17 protein-coding genes are annotated in these 15026 nt (G+C 40.4%); 6 read left to right on the top strand and 11 right to left on the bottom strand.

Annotated features, from left to right (window positions below; translation table 11 throughout):
• The gene (locus BVC88_RS01845; protein ID WP_075348936.1) at positions 1-1203 is read left to right on the top strand and encodes a tetratricopeptide repeat protein; all 1203 of its coding nucleotides are present in this window, start codon (positions 1-3) and stop codon (positions 1201-1203) included.
• Here BVC88_RS01845 and BVC88_RS01840 read toward each other — a convergent pair.
• Positions 1200-2426, bottom strand: a complete 1227-nt coding sequence (locus BVC88_RS01840) for an FtsX-like permease family protein (RefSeq protein ID WP_075348935.1) — start codon at positions 2424-2426, stop codon at positions 1200-1202. The genes BVC88_RS01845 and BVC88_RS01840 overlap by 4 nt on opposite strands.
• Positions 2427-2438: 12 nt before the next feature.
• A complete protein-coding gene (rbfA, locus tag BVC88_RS01835; protein ID WP_075348934.1) occupies positions 2439-2819 on the bottom strand; it encodes a 30S ribosome-binding factor RbfA in 381 nt (126 codons plus the stop codon).
• Positions 2820-2907: 88 nt separating this feature from the next.
• On the opposite strand from rbfA, the gene BVC88_RS01830 reads away from it, so the two are divergent.
• The 3 genes from BVC88_RS01830 (at position 2908) to BVC88_RS01820 (ending at position 6389) form a co-directional block, all read left to right on the top strand.
• Entirely contained in the window at positions 2908-4287 is a 1380-nt protein-coding gene (locus BVC88_RS01830; protein WP_075348933.1) for a hypothetical protein, read from the top strand.
• A gap of 126 nt (positions 4288-4413) precedes the next feature.
• Positions 4414-6108, top strand: a complete 1695-nt coding sequence (gene vgrG, locus BVC88_RS01825) for a type VI secretion system tip protein VgrG (RefSeq protein WP_075348932.1) — start codon at positions 4414-4416, stop codon at positions 6106-6108.
• Positions 6109-6110: 2 nt separating this feature from the next.
• Positions 6111-6389: a PAAR domain-containing protein gene (locus tag BVC88_RS01820; protein ID WP_075348931.1), complete on the top strand. Its 279-nt coding sequence runs from the start codon at positions 6111-6113 to the stop codon at positions 6387-6389.
• 61 nt (positions 6390-6450) lie between these two features.
• Here BVC88_RS01820 and rpiB read toward each other — a convergent pair whose 3' ends face one another.
• From rpiB to BVC88_RS01805, 3 genes are read right to left on the bottom strand one after another with little or no spacing between them, the layout of a single operon-like run.
• Positions 6451-6888, bottom strand: coding sequence for a ribose 5-phosphate isomerase B (rpiB, locus tag BVC88_RS01815; RefSeq protein ID WP_075348930.1), 438 nt, complete (start codon positions 6886-6888; stop codon positions 6451-6453).
• A gap of 20 nt (positions 6889-6908) precedes the next feature.
• A complete protein-coding gene (gene tatC, locus BVC88_RS01810) occupies positions 6909-7763 on the bottom strand; it encodes a twin-arginine translocase subunit TatC (protein ID WP_075348929.1) in 855 nt (284 codons plus the stop codon).
• 16 nt (positions 7764-7779) lie between these two features.
• Positions 7780-9048, bottom strand: a complete 1269-nt coding sequence (locus BVC88_RS01805) for a serine hydroxymethyltransferase (protein ID WP_075348928.1) — start codon at positions 9046-9048, stop codon at positions 7780-7782.
• Positions 9049-9195: 147 nt separating this feature from the next.
• Between BVC88_RS01805 and BVC88_RS01800 the strand changes: the two genes are divergently transcribed.
• Positions 9196-9570 (top strand): UDP-glucuronosyltransferase, encoded by a 375-nt coding sequence (locus BVC88_RS01800; RefSeq protein ID WP_075348927.1) that lies wholly within the window; start codon positions 9196-9198, stop codon positions 9568-9570.
• Here BVC88_RS01800 and BVC88_RS01795 read toward each other — a convergent pair.
• On the bottom strand, positions 9567-9794 hold the full coding sequence (locus tag BVC88_RS01795; protein ID WP_075348926.1) for a hypothetical protein: 228 nt from the start codon (positions 9792-9794) through the stop codon (positions 9567-9569). The two genes, BVC88_RS01800 and BVC88_RS01795, sit on opposite strands and share 4 nt — an antisense overlap.
• Before the next feature lie 101 nt (positions 9795-9895).
• Here BVC88_RS01795 and BVC88_RS01790 point away from each other — a divergent pair, with 101 nt between their 5' ends.
• The gene (locus BVC88_RS01790; protein ID WP_075348925.1) at positions 9896-10804 is read left to right on the top strand and encodes an AEC family transporter; all 909 of its coding nucleotides are present in this window, start codon (positions 9896-9898) and stop codon (positions 10802-10804) included.
• A gap of 2 nt (positions 10805-10806) precedes the next feature.
• Here BVC88_RS01790 and BVC88_RS01785 read toward each other — a convergent pair whose 3' ends face one another.
• From BVC88_RS01785 to BVC88_RS01765, 5 genes are all read right to left on the bottom strand, one after another.
• On the bottom strand, positions 10807-11610 hold the full coding sequence (locus BVC88_RS01785) for an inositol monophosphatase family protein (RefSeq protein WP_075348924.1): 804 nt from the start codon (positions 11608-11610) through the stop codon (positions 10807-10809).
• Positions 11611-11617: 7 nt separating this feature from the next.
• Positions 11618-12310, bottom strand: coding sequence for a 16S rRNA (cytidine(1402)-2'-O)-methyltransferase (gene rsmI, locus BVC88_RS01780; RefSeq protein ID WP_075348923.1), 693 nt, complete (start codon positions 12308-12310; stop codon positions 11618-11620).
• Positions 12310-12540: a 4a-hydroxytetrahydrobiopterin dehydratase gene (locus tag BVC88_RS01775; protein WP_075348922.1), complete on the bottom strand. Its 231-nt coding sequence runs from the start codon at positions 12538-12540 to the stop codon at positions 12310-12312. The genes rsmI and BVC88_RS01775 overlap by 1 nt, the downstream gene beginning before the upstream one ends.
• 10 nt (positions 12541-12550) lie before the next feature.
• A complete protein-coding gene (locus BVC88_RS01770) occupies positions 12551-12817 on the bottom strand; it encodes a DUF493 family protein (RefSeq protein ID WP_075348921.1) in 267 nt (88 codons plus the stop codon).
• A gap of 75 nt (positions 12818-12892) precedes the next feature.
• A complete protein-coding gene (locus BVC88_RS01765; RefSeq protein ID WP_075348920.1) occupies positions 12893-15004 on the bottom strand; it encodes a peptidylprolyl isomerase in 2112 nt (703 codons plus the stop codon).
• Positions 15005-15026 lie beyond the last annotated feature (22 nt).

Raw genomic sequence — 15026 nt, 5'->3', positions numbered from 1 at the left:
ATGATAAGATTGATTACGATAAGTTTATTACTGGGAATTTCATTTAGCACACTTGCCCAAGATGGGGTTGAAACAAGGGGAAAACTCTTTGATGAGGCATATGATGCATTTAATCGGCAGGAATGGGAAAAGGCGATTGTACTATTTGATTCCTGGATAGCAACAAACCCAAGTGATGTAGATGGATATTGGCTTAGGGGCCAAGCTTATGAGCAAATCCAAAATTATGAGGAAGCTTTGATAAATTTTTCCAGTTTGCTTTCTCTAGATCCTGAAAATGCAGAAGCTTATTTTGCCCGAGGGAGAGTCAGGTATTTGCTTAAACAGTACCAATCTGGAATTGAAGATTTTGAGTCGTTTTTAGCATTCCCTCCTGGTGAGACCACCCGAATCATTTACCGAAAAGGGGCCGCTGACCAAGGATTTTCTCAGGTAATGACAGCACAATCCGAAAATCCAGCGGAAGCCTATTACCACATGGGGCTCTGTAGTTTTGAATTGGGTGAATATGATCTAGCCCTCTCGTACTTTGATCTTGCAATCGAATACGATCATTCAAATCCAGATTATTATGCTGAAAAAGGTCGCTCTTTCGCTAGAATAGGAGATAATATGCTTGCCATTACCTATTATGAAGAAGCACTTACCTTAAATCCAAATCATCTCCCGGCTAAACAGGGATTGGTGCAGGTAAAAAATGGAGGTGATGAAGAGCTAATTTCTCAGCTGGATGAGGTCATTTCAGATTCGACTGCCAATTCCCAAACTTTTAAACAACGTGGATTTTACAGAATGAATCATGGGGATTCTACCGGAGCAATTGAAGATTTTGGGAAAGCCATTCAACTAGATTCAATGGACACTGAATCATATTACTATCGAGGTAAAATTTACGCAGCGAAAAAAAATTGGAAGCAAGCAGAACGAGATTATTCAAAAGCCATCTCCTTCGAAAATCTAAATTCAGGTTATTATTTAGCTAGGGGTCAGGCGAGATACCTGAGTGGAAAACTCGAGGAAGCATTGGCTGATTTCACGCTCACTGTGACAAATGATCCTGAGAATCCAACAGGCTATTATCACCGGGGAATTACTTTTCAACGGATGAGACGAATCGAAGAGGCTTGCCCCGAACTTCTAAAGGCTGGTGAATTGGGAATGAAAGAGGCACTTGATGTCTGGAAAAAAGTCTGTGAGGATTAAAGCTCGTGGGTAGTATCCACCTGAGAAGCAATATAAGCTGGTCTCCAGGAGGCTGCAAGTGTAATGGAAATGACCGCCACACTAATCCAAATGAAATCAGAAAATATAATCTCCACAGGATAAGCATCAACTACTGCAGAGGAAATTCCAAGTGAAACCAATCCAAATGTCTGCTGAACCCAGCAAATTGCATATCCTAAAAGCAAACCTATTATCGCTCCGGAGAATGCAATCAGAGCTCCTTGTTTAAGGAAAATTCTTCGGATCAGTTTTACTGGCGCTCCCATTGCCTTGAGTACTGCGATGTCTTTTTTCTTCTCAATCGCTAGCATGCTCAATGAAAAGAAAATATTGAAAGAGGCGATCGCAAGGATGAAAGTGAGGGTTAAGAAAACAAAGAATTTTTCCAGTTGAACTGTCCGCAGAAGTCCTGCGTGCTGCTCGTCCGTATTTTTCACCAAAAAATCTTCCCCCAGGTGAGTTTTTAGTCTTTCTTGAACCTCTCCTATGGAATACCCTTCGGCAACTTTTATCTCAAGTGAAGTACGCTTATCCCCATAATTCAACAAATCCTTTGTAAATGAAAGAGGAGCAATAACATATTGATCATCAAACTGCCTCTCAACGCTGAAATATGCAACAGGCTCAAGAACTGCGGAGGAATACAATTGATTGGGATCTATTGTAGCAGCACTCCTTGGGGCTTTTGGATAGAATACCTTAAGGGGGACATTAATATTATCCAGATTTACTGACAAGAAGAATCCTACACCCCTTCCTAAAATAGCCGCTGGACGAATCGCGGTTCCCAGCGTAGTATCCCCCCAGAAATACCCTCGGGAAAATCTTCCCTGCTCCAAAAAGTTATCAGAAACTCCCTTAACTCTCCCAATCATCTGATTTCCATTGTAATCAAGCAAGGCATTGTCTTCGATGACTTCAGTCAAAATTGCGACTCCTTCCAGATCTCGGATACTCTCCAGCCATTCTTCACTGGTCAGAAAACTTTTTCCTTGAGCAGCTTCTATTTTAAGCTCCGCATCAAAACTTGCAAAAAGACCTCGAATCAAATCCTCCAAACCATTAAAAACAGACATGACAATAACCAAAGCCATGGTCCCTACTGCCACTCCAATAATGGAAATGGTAGAGAGAATGGTTATGAAGTTTCGCTTCTTTTTGCTGCGAAAGTACCTTGAGGCTATGAAAAAGCTAAGATTCAATGGAATAGGAATTTAATCTTCGTCTTCCTCTTCTTCCTCCGGAGCTGGAGGAATATTTAGATCAGAAATAACTTTATCCATATGCTGTGCATAGGAGGCAGAGTCATCCAAAAAGAAGGCAATCTCAGGAATTATTCGTACAGATTTCCCAATTCGCTTAGCTAGCGTATGACGAATTTCCTTTTTATGTTCATTGATGAGCTCATAGGTCGCCTTTGGATCAGTGATCAATATGCTTAGGTAAACCTTAGCAAAACCCAAATCTGGACTTACCATCACTCGAGTAATCGTAACCATTGACCTTCCGATCAGGTGCTTTGCATCCTTTTGAAAAATATCTCCAAGCTCCTTTTGGAGTAATTTTGCATGTTTTTGTTGTCTTTTACTTTCCATCTCAAGTATTTATGGTACAAATTTAGCGAAATAGTTGGGCATGAATTAATTTCGGGTAAAACCTACACATCTCTTTTCTCAAATCACCTTGTTAAGTTTCTTTAGAGTCAATGATCCCTTTAGGCTAATCGGAATCGGAATTTACCTTCTGGTTTTGACTTTGGCTTACCTTCTGATAAATCCATTTTCTTTTACGACGACGCAGCTCTCCTGGATATTGCTGGGCGAACGAGTAGGAGAGGGGTTTTTACTTTACAGGGATATCATCGATAATACGGGGCCTTTGTCTGCGGCATTTTTTAGGGTTGTGGATTTTTTGTTTGGCAGAAGCCAACTCGCATATGATTTAATTGGCCGGGCGCTAATCATATTTCAGATTTTGTATTGGAATTCTATTCTTATCAAGTTTAGGGCATTTGAGGAAAACACCTATTTACCAGCCATCATCATGGCAGCTTTGTTCCATTTCTGCTTTGACATGGTCACATTGAGTCCCGCACTTTTGGGAAGTTGTTTTTTGATTTTGGCCTTGGGGCAGTTGTTTTCACAGACTGTCTTACAAAAAGAAACCACTGAATCAACCTTATTGATTGGGTTATATGCAGGGATTGCAACCGGCTTCCAGCCAAATTATTTACTATTTTTACCCTATCTGATTTTTACCGGAATTGCTATCAGCGGCTTTTCCTTTCGTCAGCTGATGCTTTCATTGATCGGATATTTCCTTCCTATCATACTGATTGGCGTATTTTATTTTTGGAGAGAAGGTCTCAAGGAGGCATTAGAAATTTGGCCTCTTTCATTCCTTACTGAAAAGACTAATTTTCAGAGCATTTTTGATTGGCTAATGTTAGGTGCTTTCCCAATTATATTGGCCCTAATCGGTTATTTTATAGCATCGGTATTACGTGGATCTACGATAAACCAACAAAAACAAAGGCAACTTATCATTCTTTGGTTGATATTTTCGGCTTTTGAATTCTTATTAATCAAAAGACAAGCTGCTTATCAATTAGTGATTTTCATCCCAGCACTCACTTATTTAATTACTCAATTCTTTATCAATTTTAGAAGGGGACTTATCTCTAATCTTTCATTTTACCTTTTGACCATAGGCCTACCTATCGCTTGCTGGTGGTATTGGCAAAACTTCAGTAGCCAGAACTATCTGATCCAGGAAACTCAGGAAAGCTACAGCCCTTCATTGATGATCATGGGAAATGATTTGACTCCTTTCCAAAAATCTTCCCTTGGTGGACCTTTTTTAAACTATGAATTGAGCAAGATCTATCTTGAAAAAGAACGTGGACTACCCGAAAAAGCAAGAATCTATCAATTGCTTCAAATCCAAAAGGCTTCGCAGGTTTTAGATCCAAACGGTGATTTTAAAGCACTCTTAGAGCAGTTTCCCTCCCTCCAAAAGGATTATCAAGCAACAAAGCCCGGGGTTTTTGAATTGAAAAAATAAGCTTCCCTTTTTTTGATTTTCCCTGCAAGTCTTGGTTATCAGGAATATATGCAATACTTTATTTAGTGATTTGACCAATCACTCGATTAGCATATTGTTTTTCTATACACTTTTTACAGATTTACTATGACCAAGAAAAGATCAATTTTAGCTCAAAGACCTTCAGTCAAACCGTCAGATCGAATTCTTTCTATTTCTGTCTTGGCAAATGGATCCTTGATTTCCAAAAAAGTACAGCTCATAAAGTTGACAATTAATCAGACCTTAAATCAAATTTCTACTGCCTCCATAGAATTGGCAGATCCTGATTTCCAGTGGTGCGATTCTTTGGATTTTTTGCCTGGAGTTGAGCTAAAAATAAGCGCAGGATATACGAGAGAAGAAAAAGAAATATTTTCCGGGATCATACTATCACAAACAGTCAAACAAACTGAAAGCGGAAATGTACTGATCCTAGAGCTTCAAGATCCTGCTTTCGTATTGAATAGTACCGAAAAGGCCTCCATTTTTAATAATATGAGTGACTCTGAGATAGTCTCTGCAGTGATTAGTCACTATCCCGAATTGACAGTTGAGATTGAAAACTTAACATCAACTCCACATAGTCTAATTCAGCCTAATTGCTCAGATTGGAATTTCATCCTAAAAATTGCAAAAAAAAATGGCTGCTATGTGATTTTGAAATCAGGAAAACTCACTCTAAAGCGATTGACACTTGTAGGAAATCCAGCCCATAAATTGACTAAAAACAAAGCGGAGGCTTACAGCCTGCAAATAGATGCCAGCTCAATTCACAAAAGTGTAATTGGGAAGGTTTGGAATTACCAAAATCAAAGTATCGAAGAAGTGGATTTTCAATTGAGTGATATTTTGCTGAAAGAACTTGCAGAAAGTATAGCGCTTCCAAATTTTGAACTCTTGGAAAATCAATATGACTCAATCCAGGAAATGTCCACTGCGTTGCAGAATAAGCTTGCTGAGTCTATATTATCTGTTGCAAAGGGAAATATAAAAATTGCCGGTTCAGCCGATATTAATGTCGGAGATCTTGTTGAGCTGATGAACTTCGGTAACCGTCTGAGTGGAAATGCTCTGGTTTCAGGAGTTTCTCATCTCATTTCCAATGGGCATTGGATCACAAAATTAGAGATTGGCATTCCAAATCAATCGGTCGAGGAGTCAAATCAGAGAATATTTTCTGGCCTTCAAATTGGAATTGTAGGGGCATTAGAAGGTGATCCATTGCAACAAAACAGAATAAAAATCAAATTACCACTTATGGATTCTGAAGCTGAAGGAGTATGGGCTAGAGTGTGCCTTCCAGATGCTGGGAACCTTAGAGGTTTGCATTTCCTTCCGGAAATTGGTGATGAAGTAGTTGTCTCTTTCCTAGATGGAGGTTATAAAAATCCAATAATTCTTGGAGCTCTTCACAGTGGTGAAAATCCAGCTCCCTTCCCAGAGTCGGACGATAATAATCTAAAAGGAATTCTGACGAAAAATAAGCTTAAGCTTATTTTTGATGACGATGAAAAATCCATTCTTATCGAAACTCAAGGAGGTTCTAAAATAAAACTCTCGGATGAAGATCAAATTCAGATCGAGGATTCTCTGGGAAATAAAATAGCCTTAGATCAAGATGGAATTTCTTTGGAAAGCATTAAAGATCTCCATCTAAAGGCCGCTGGAGACTTAAAGCTAACTGGTACAAACATCGAAGCAGCTAGCACTGCAAATCTTGAGCTAAAAGCCAGCGCCGGAGCGGAACTTAGCTCAAGTGGTTCGACAGTTGTCAAAGGTTCAATCGTACAAATCAATTAAAAATGCCTCCAGCCGCACGATTATCAGATAAAACTTCCCATGGTGGTATCATAGCCGGACCTGCAAATCCGACTGTATTGATTGAGAGTATGCCCGCAGCAAGTGTTGGGGATCTTCATCTATGCGAGCAAACAGATACATCAACTCATCCCAAAGAAAGTAATTTTAACATCGGGAGCAATTCTGTATTTATTGGAGGGAAACCAGCTTTGAGAGTGGGAGATACAGCAGGCTGTGGAGCGGAAATTTACTCAGGTGCCTTTACTGTTTTAATCGGATGAATAGGTTAAAAAAATTAGCCCAAAGAGGTTAAATTCTTTGGGCTTTAGTTTTAAAGGTTCATTAAGAACAAGCGATTTTATTTACTCGATTCTGATGTCTTCCACCTTCAAAGTCGGTAGTAAGAAAAATCTCAGCAAGCTTTTCTGCCAATTCATAGGAAATAAAGCGAGCTGGAAGTGCCAATACATTTGCATTGTTGTGTTGCCTTGCCAAAGCGGCCAATTCCTCATTCCAGCATAGCGCTGCACGGATTCCCTGATGCTTATTGGCAGTAATTGCGACACCATTTCCACTTCCACAGATCACTATGCCCAGATCAAATTCACCTTTTTCGATGGCATTACTCAGTGGGTGAACGTAGTCTGGATAATCTACTGAGGCTTCTGAAAAAGGGCCAAAATCCTTAACAACATATCCTTGAGATTCAAGTTTTTTTACAATTCTGCTTTTGTATTCAAACCCAGCATGGTCGCCTCCAATCGCTATTTTCAATGACATAATTTCAAATCTGTTTAAAGTTATAAGGCATCGTCAACATCATCTTCTGCTTCCTTGATTGCTCGTTTCTTTTCTAAGCGCTTCGCGATTTGGATTCCTGCTTCATAAAGCACCAAAATTGGCATTGCAATCAAAATCTGACTAATTACATCCGGGGGAGTAATAACTGCAGCAAGTATCAAAATGACAACTATAGCATGTCTTCTATAGGACCTCAACATCCCGGAAGTCACTAACCCTGACATCGCCAAGAAATAAACTACTACTGGTAACTGAAACATTATCGCAGATGCCATTACCAGCATAGTCAGCGTACTGACATAGGATGTGATATCAAATTCATTCAGGATCGAAGGATCCAACTGATAGTTTGCCAAGAAGTTGATTGATAGCGGGGCAAGGATAAAATACCCAAATGCCGCTCCTAAGAAAAAAAGCAAACTCACAAAGAAAACTGCTCCACGAGCTGCATTCCGTTCTTTATCGTATAATCCAGGACTGATAAATTTCCAAACTTCCCAGAAAACATATGGGAAAGCCACTATGAAACCAACCATTAAACTGGAGGTCATGTGCATCGAAAACTGACCAGTCATTTGCCTACTTTGAATCGTAAACGGCAACTCATCGATGCAAAGTGCCGGAACACCCACGTAATCGCTAAGCTGACAAAGCCATCTGTAGGTAAAGAAATCAATCTTAGATGGTCCCAAGATAATGATCCCAAATACGATGCTCTTAGCAAGGAATGCGATTACGGTGAAAATAAGTATGGCAGAAACGGAGCGAAGCAAATGCCATCGCAAAGCTTCTAAATGGTCCAGGAAGGACATTCCTCCTTCTTCCTCTTCTTCTTGATATTGGTCTAGCGCCACGTTGGAATTATGCTACTTAATAAAGTGGAAATTGAATCATCCAGGAGTTTACCTCACTTTTGATTTTTGCCAGTTCGGCATCGTTATCATGATTAATCAGTGCTCGATCAATCATATCTACGATTTTTTTCATGTCATCTTCTTTGAGTCCACGGGTGGTTACCGCTGGGGTACCTATTCTCATTCCAGAAGTTACAAAAGGAGACTTGGTATCAAATGGAACCATGTTTTTATTGATCGTAATGTCCACTTTCCCGAGCGTTTCCTCTGCAATTTTTCCAGTAAGGTCTTTATTTCGAAGATCGATTAGCATCAAATGATTGTCTGTTCCTCCAGAGATGAGTTTATATCCCCTACTTACGAACTCATCTGCCATAATGGATGCATTCTTTTTCACTTGAAGGATATAATGCATGTATTCATCAGAAAGACATTCTTCAAATGCAATCGCTTTAGCAGCAATAATATGCTCCAAAGGTCCGCCTTGAGTTCCAGGGAAAACACCTCCGTCAAGTAGTGCAGACATTTTTCTCAGTTCGCCTTTCGGGTTGGTGATTCCAAATGGATTATCAAAGTCCTCACGCATCATTATTAGACCGCCTCTTGGCCCCCTTAGGGTTTTGTGAGTAGTTGTCGTAACAATATGGCAATACTCCAGAGGATCATTTAAAAGCCCCTTAGCGATCAATCCTGATGGATGCGAGATATCGGCCAATAAAATTGCTCCTACTTGATCAGCAATGTCTCTCAATCGCTCGTAATCCCAATCCCTGCTGTAGGCTGATGCCCCACAAATCAAAAGTTTCGGATTGACTTCAAGTGCTTTTGCTTCAACTTTATCATAATCGATCACTCCAGTCTCTTCCTCAACTCCGTAGAAATGCGGATCATAAAGCTTTCCTGAGAAATTCACTGGCGAACCATGGGTCAAGTGACCACCATGCGACAAATCAAAACCTAAAATTGAATCCCCAGGCTTAAGGCATGCAAGAAAAACGGCGGCATTAGCCTGCGCTCCAGAATGAGGCTGAACATTGGCCCAAGTCGCACCGAAAAGTTTCTTGGCACGATCTATCGCCAGTTGCTCAATTTCATCTACTATTTCGCAGCCTCCATAATATCGCTTGCCGGGTAGACCCTCTGCATATTTATTTGTCAGGACGCTCCCTGCGGCCTCCATTACTTGTTTACTGGTAAAATTTTCTGAGGCAATTAGCTCAATTCCTCTTTTTTGTCTGTCTTCTTCTTTGGCAATAAGATCAAAAACAAGTGAATCTCTTTTCATAATCAGGCGTTTGAAAGCAATTTCGGAAAGGTTTTTCGATAAAGTAGTCGAAATCAAATAGGCCCAAAAATAGCCCGAAACTCCCGATTATCCAATCCTTAAAACAGATACCAAATAGGAATGAAAAGGAATTCCTATTTTTGAAAGATGATTGATTTCAAATTCCGCCCTGAAAGCTACTTCAAAGCAGACAATACTTCGGTTTTGTTGGTCAAGCTAAGCTATCCGGAAAGTAAGTGGGGAGAGCAATTGAGTATCTATGCGCATTGGCTAGATCGGAAAATTCAGTTCGAGGCGGTGGATTTCTATGGAAATGAATACCTGATCTATCCGTCTTCTGTGGAAGAGGAGCTCACTTTGGAGGACTTGATCTTTTTATTGGAAGGAATTCAAGTAAATACTGATCAACTGGAGGGCGGGATGGAATTAATTTTAGACGGGATCCCCATAGCCGAAAGTAGTTTCTATCCAGAGCTGGAAAAATATTTTGAGGAAAAACGGAAAAGTTTTGGCTTGGATTAAAAATCCAAATACGCTTGCTTTTGCTTAGACACCTCATTGGAATTAAACCAGTATTCGTAGGTATCAAAATCCAAACAATCGCTTATCTCCATTCCGTGGAAAAGGATTTTTCTCAAACTATTTACAGGAAGCCATGATTTGATCACATTTGCTTGGTCTTGGGAAAGCTGGGAAAGTTGAACCCATTTTTTCCCATTTATAAAAATTGGTATAAGTTTCGTCATAAGAATTAATTAACCTCACAAAAGTAGACTGGTTATCAGGAACCTACAATTTTAATAAATTAATTTTATGTTAATAAAAGTTTCGGTTTATATCAAACTCTATGACTAGCGCCATCATAGCCGTAATTTTTCTTTTTATTGGCTTATTTCTTCAAAAGCAAGATAGCTTCCCCCTCGAGAAAGTAAGCAAATGGGTAAATTTTTACCTTTTCAATCTTGTCTTGCCTGCTTTGGCATTGCTTTATATCCCAAATATCAATCCAGGTTGGGATTTACTTCTTCCTATTTCCGCCGCTTGGTTTACTTTCTTCCTCTCTTGGCTGATTTTTGGCACATTAGGAAAATTATTGAAATGGGATGCCGCCACTACAGGCTGTCTGGTAGTAGTATCAGGTCTTGCAAATACTTCTTTTCTAGGTTTTCCGGTAATTGAGGGTTTGCTTGGAAATGAAGGCTTACCAATCGCTCTCTTAATCGATCAGGGGGGTTCATTTTTGTTAGTATCCTCTGTAGCAATTCTGGTGGCATCTCTATATTCTCATCAGGAAAGTGACCTACGAAAGATCCCTTTGAAAATCCTGAGCTTTCCGCCATTCCTATTTTTGCTATTGACTTTGGCGATGAGCTTACTTGGATGGAAAACCCCTGAATTTATTCTACCACTGGCATCGATGATTGCTAAAACAATGGTTCCGGTTTCGATTTTTGCGATTGGAATGCGATTCTCAGTAGATTTTGAATCATTACGTTCAAGTCATTTTTGGCTTGGGATAGGCTACCGCTTGGTCCTTGCCCCTGCCTTGGTTTGGCTGATTTATAGAAATTTCAATTCCATGGATGAAATTACTTTTAAAACGACTGTCTTGGAAAGCGGAATGGCTCCGATGATCACCGGTTCTCTCGTCGCCATTCAATACGGACTCCGTCCAAAACTTGCTGCATTGCTTTCTGGCTTGGGAATTCCAATTTCAATCGTAACGGTAATTATCTGGTACTTCTTTTTGAAGTAGGCTTAGTTCAAAATAGATTCAACTTTCTCCAAAAATTCGGCATGAATCAACCCATTAGTGGAAACGATCTGTCGCCCAAAAATAAAATCCCGCCCTTTTTTGAAATCAGTAACTGTCCCTCCTGCTTCCTCTACGATCAAAGCTCCGGCCGCTACATCGTAGGAGTTGAGATTGTATTCAAAATAACCTTCCGATCTACCTGCAGCTACATAGCAAAGATCAACTGCCGCACTTCCTAGTCTACGAAGTCCATGTGTGCATTGCATTAGCTCCTTTAAGGCATACATGTATTTATCGATCAACTCAAAATTATAGTATGGAAATCCAGTTGCTATGAGTGAATCTGATAAGGTTTTGGCGGAGCTGACTTGAATCTTGGTATCATTACAAAATGCACCTCCACCTTTCTTAGCATAAAAACATTCATGACGATTGACCTCGTAAACCACTCCAAGCACTACTTCGTCTTTCTCCATCAAGGCAATACTAACTGCAAATACCGGAAGCCCGTGGATGAAATTGGTAGTACCATCCAAAGGATCTATAACCCAGGTTAATTCTGCCACAGTCTCGGCAGCAGTACCCTCTTCAGTAATAAAACCAGCCTCAGGAAGGATTTTACTTAATCTGGAGACGATGAGCTTTTCAGCCTCTTTATCAACATACGAAACAAGATCATTCAAGCCCTTATGTTCCACTTTTTCGAGAGAGAAATGTTGGCGCTCCTTGCGGATAAAAGCTCCCGCCTCTTTGGCGACACCTTGTACCTCTTCGAGTAGTTGGGATAATTTTGAAGAACTAATCATATGTGTTTTAGGCTTTGGGGTTTTTACCAGCTACAGTAAGTACTATTTCTCCTTTAAGTGGATTGGTTTGGTAATATTCGATCAATTCTGCTAGAGTTCCTCTTGCATTTTCTTCATGAAGTTTGGTCAATTCACGAGAAACACAAGCTTGTCTTTCTGGACCAAATGCCACGGAAAGCTGCTCTAACGTTTTCATAAGTCGATGTGGAGATTCGTAAAACACCATGGTCCGAACTTCCTCAACGAGATTATCTATCCGTGTTTTTCGACCCTTCTTATGAGGCAAAAAACCTTCGAACACAAATCGATCATTTGGAAGTCCACTATTGATCAAAGCAGGAATCAGGGCTGTAGGGCCAGGAAGGCACTGTACATCCAATCCTGCAGCTAGCACCTCGCGAACGAGTAGAAAGCCAGGATCAGAAATCGCAGGTGTTCCGGCATCACTGATCAAGGCAAAAACCTCCCCTGCCTTCATTCGATCCACCAAGCGCTGTACCGTCTTATGCTCATTAAAAATATGGTAACTCTGTAGCGGCCTAGAAATCTCCAAATGCTTGAGTAAGCTCCCGCTAGTACGTGTATCTTCTGCGAGAATGACATCTGCACTTTTCAATACTTCTATTGCTCGAAGCGTGATATCTTTCAAATTACCAATCGGAGTAGGTACCAAAAAAAGATTTATAGGATGCTCAGTCATTAGCCGATTCCATCTATAGCTTTTGCCAACTTATGATCCTTTTCTGTCACAGTATTCCCAGAATCATGAGTGGTTAGTTCGATTTCAACCGTATTATAGACATTGCTCCAATTGGGATGGTGCTGATGGGCTTCAGCCAAAAATGCAACTCGGGTCATAAAGGCGAAAGCCTCCTGAAAATCTCCGAATTTAAATGTATTCTTAAGTTTATTGTCTTCTTCTTTCCACATAATTTTTGGGTTAAAGTGAAATTACTCCCTCGATCACAGCAGCTTTTTCGTAAATCTCAATTATTTGATCAGGTGTATCCATCATTGATTGGATGGTGGTACTGATGTATTTTCCGCCTGAACTTGCCTTAAGCTCTATTTCATTCTTTGGGAAGAGCGCCGCAATTTGGTTCTCTTTTCCATTTGGAACAATAAATTTAAACATATAAAGCATCGGAAATGGTCCGCTGGCTTGGAGTTTTTCTCTGAAAGAGTCTTTATTAAATTCTTTTTGCATATCAACAAATCTCTAATTGAACATAAACAAAGAACCCATGCTGGTAGGCATGGGTTCAAATTGTGAATTTCTTATTTAGAAGAATTTGTAACGGTAGTCCTTCACATCCGCTAAATCCTGTAAAGCCATCATGACTTGGTAGGAAGTTCGCTGTGAAGCACTCTGAGTCAACTGACCCTGGAATCCACTGTAGTCACCTATTTCGGCAGCAGGAGTCAAGGTGTTAAGCCTTGATACAATAACTCCGATATCTTCTTTGATAGGCTGGGTTAGCTCACCCTGCTTGATCCCAAAAATAGCTCCGATCGCTTTTGGCGCAAATCCTACTCCTGGAATAACTGATGAACTCAATTTCAAGTCAGGAATCTCATTAAGAGAAGCTGCCTCTGGAAATACTCCCTTCATCGCTTCCATCGTAGTCATACCTTTCAACTTGGACTGGATCAACTCTGCTTTCTTCTCATTTCTTACTTGAGTTTCTACCTGCTCTTTCACATCAGCCAGAGTAGCGTCTCCCTCTTCCTTCTTGCTTACCAAAGTCGCAACTAGATAAGAGTTATCCAGTTCAAAAACTGAAGAGACCTCATCTTCTGAAGCTTCAGAGAATGCCCATCGGATGATTTCCCGAGCGTTAGGAAGATTATTTAAATTTCTGGCGTTTGCGTCAACATTATTTGCCTGCAAGATTCTGTAATTATCTTCTATAGCATTTTCAGTAAACTGGTTTCTGTTTCCAGAGCTTGCAGCAAAAGAATCCGCATTTCTGAACGCTTCATTCCGAGTAGCGTCGCTTGCCACTAGTTCAAGCTCAAGTGTGGCTACTTTAGTGTAAGTAGACTTTGACATTTCGGTCACCTCAATGATATGATAACCATACTCAGTTTCAACCAAGTTTGGAAGTATTCCTGTTGCTTTGGCAGCATAGACTGCATTTGCAAATGGCTCCACAAAGTCTTCTTTTGCGAACCACCCAAGGTCTCCACCATTCTGAGCCGTTCCATCCTGACCATATTGACTTGCAGCAACTGCAAAATTTCCACTAGTCTTCACTTCGGCCAAAACTTCCTCGGCTTGTGCTTTTACAGCTTCTTTTGTTGCTTCGTCCATGCCTTCTGTACTGAAAAGGATATGGGAAGCTCTCATTCTAGGAGTTCCATCATATCGATCAGAAATTTTGTAAGAAACATAACTTCCATTTGGAGTTACAAAAGGACCGTAAACAGCTCCAACTTCTAAATCACTTCCAGCATTTGAAGTCAAATTTGCTGGCAATTCTTCACCTGGCTTGAACGTATAGAAAGCCGTAGGATTATCTGAATTTCTACTTGCGAAGGTTGAATCGTTAGCTACAGTCTTTAGCTCTTCGGTAAGAGCAGTAATCTCGCTGATCACTTCAGAAGAATCCTGACCACTTGGAAGAATGCTGAAGCTTACGTATTCGATATTTGCAGTATTACCGGTCTTAAACTTATCCTTGTTTTTAGCTAAGTAAGCTTTCATTTCGCTTTCCTCAACCTTCACCTCATCATCTGCTATAGCATAAAAAGGGATATATAGAATCGAAGCATCTGCAATGGTATTTGCAGATTTGTATTCCATTTTAGCTTCTGCCTGAGTAGCAAACTCCGATGTTGCCAACAGATTGTCATATTTGATTCTCAATCTGGAATTTGCAAATAGACGCTCTTGCTGAGCCCAAAATGCCTGCTGCGCAGGATCTGCTGTCTCTAATGATTGAAGGAAAGAAACCAACTGACTTTTATCAAATTCACCAGTTTGAGGATTTACTAACTGCTGGCGCAATTCAGCAACAATATTTTTGCCTTGCACCATATCCACCAACTCGGCATCAGAAATAGTTAGTCCGAGCTTCTCATATTCTTCATCAAACACACGCTCAACAATCATTGTCTGCCAAGCCTGCTCACGGATAGTGTACATCTCCACTTCAGAAGGCGCTCTTCCAGTTCGCTGCTGGTAGGCTATTTTAACTTCTTCTACCTTTTGGATGTATTCCTCATAGGTGATATCCTCACCTGCGATTTCACCCACGATATTTTGACTGGAGTTGAGAAGTGAGGAATTTGGACTTAGTAAATCTCCTCCTAGAAGGAATAAAATCAACCCGCCGGCGATTACACCGATTGCGAGACCTGTCCGCTGTCTTATTTGTTTAATTAACGCCATTATTGTTACTACGCTTTTTTAG

The organism is Algoriphagus marinus (assembly GCF_001936475.1).
GTDB lineage: Bacteria > Bacteroidota > Bacteroidia > Cytophagales > Cyclobacteriaceae > Algoriphagus > Algoriphagus marinus.
Note: the sequence above shows the minus strand (reverse complement) of the source record. Positions and strands in the feature narration are given on the sequence as shown.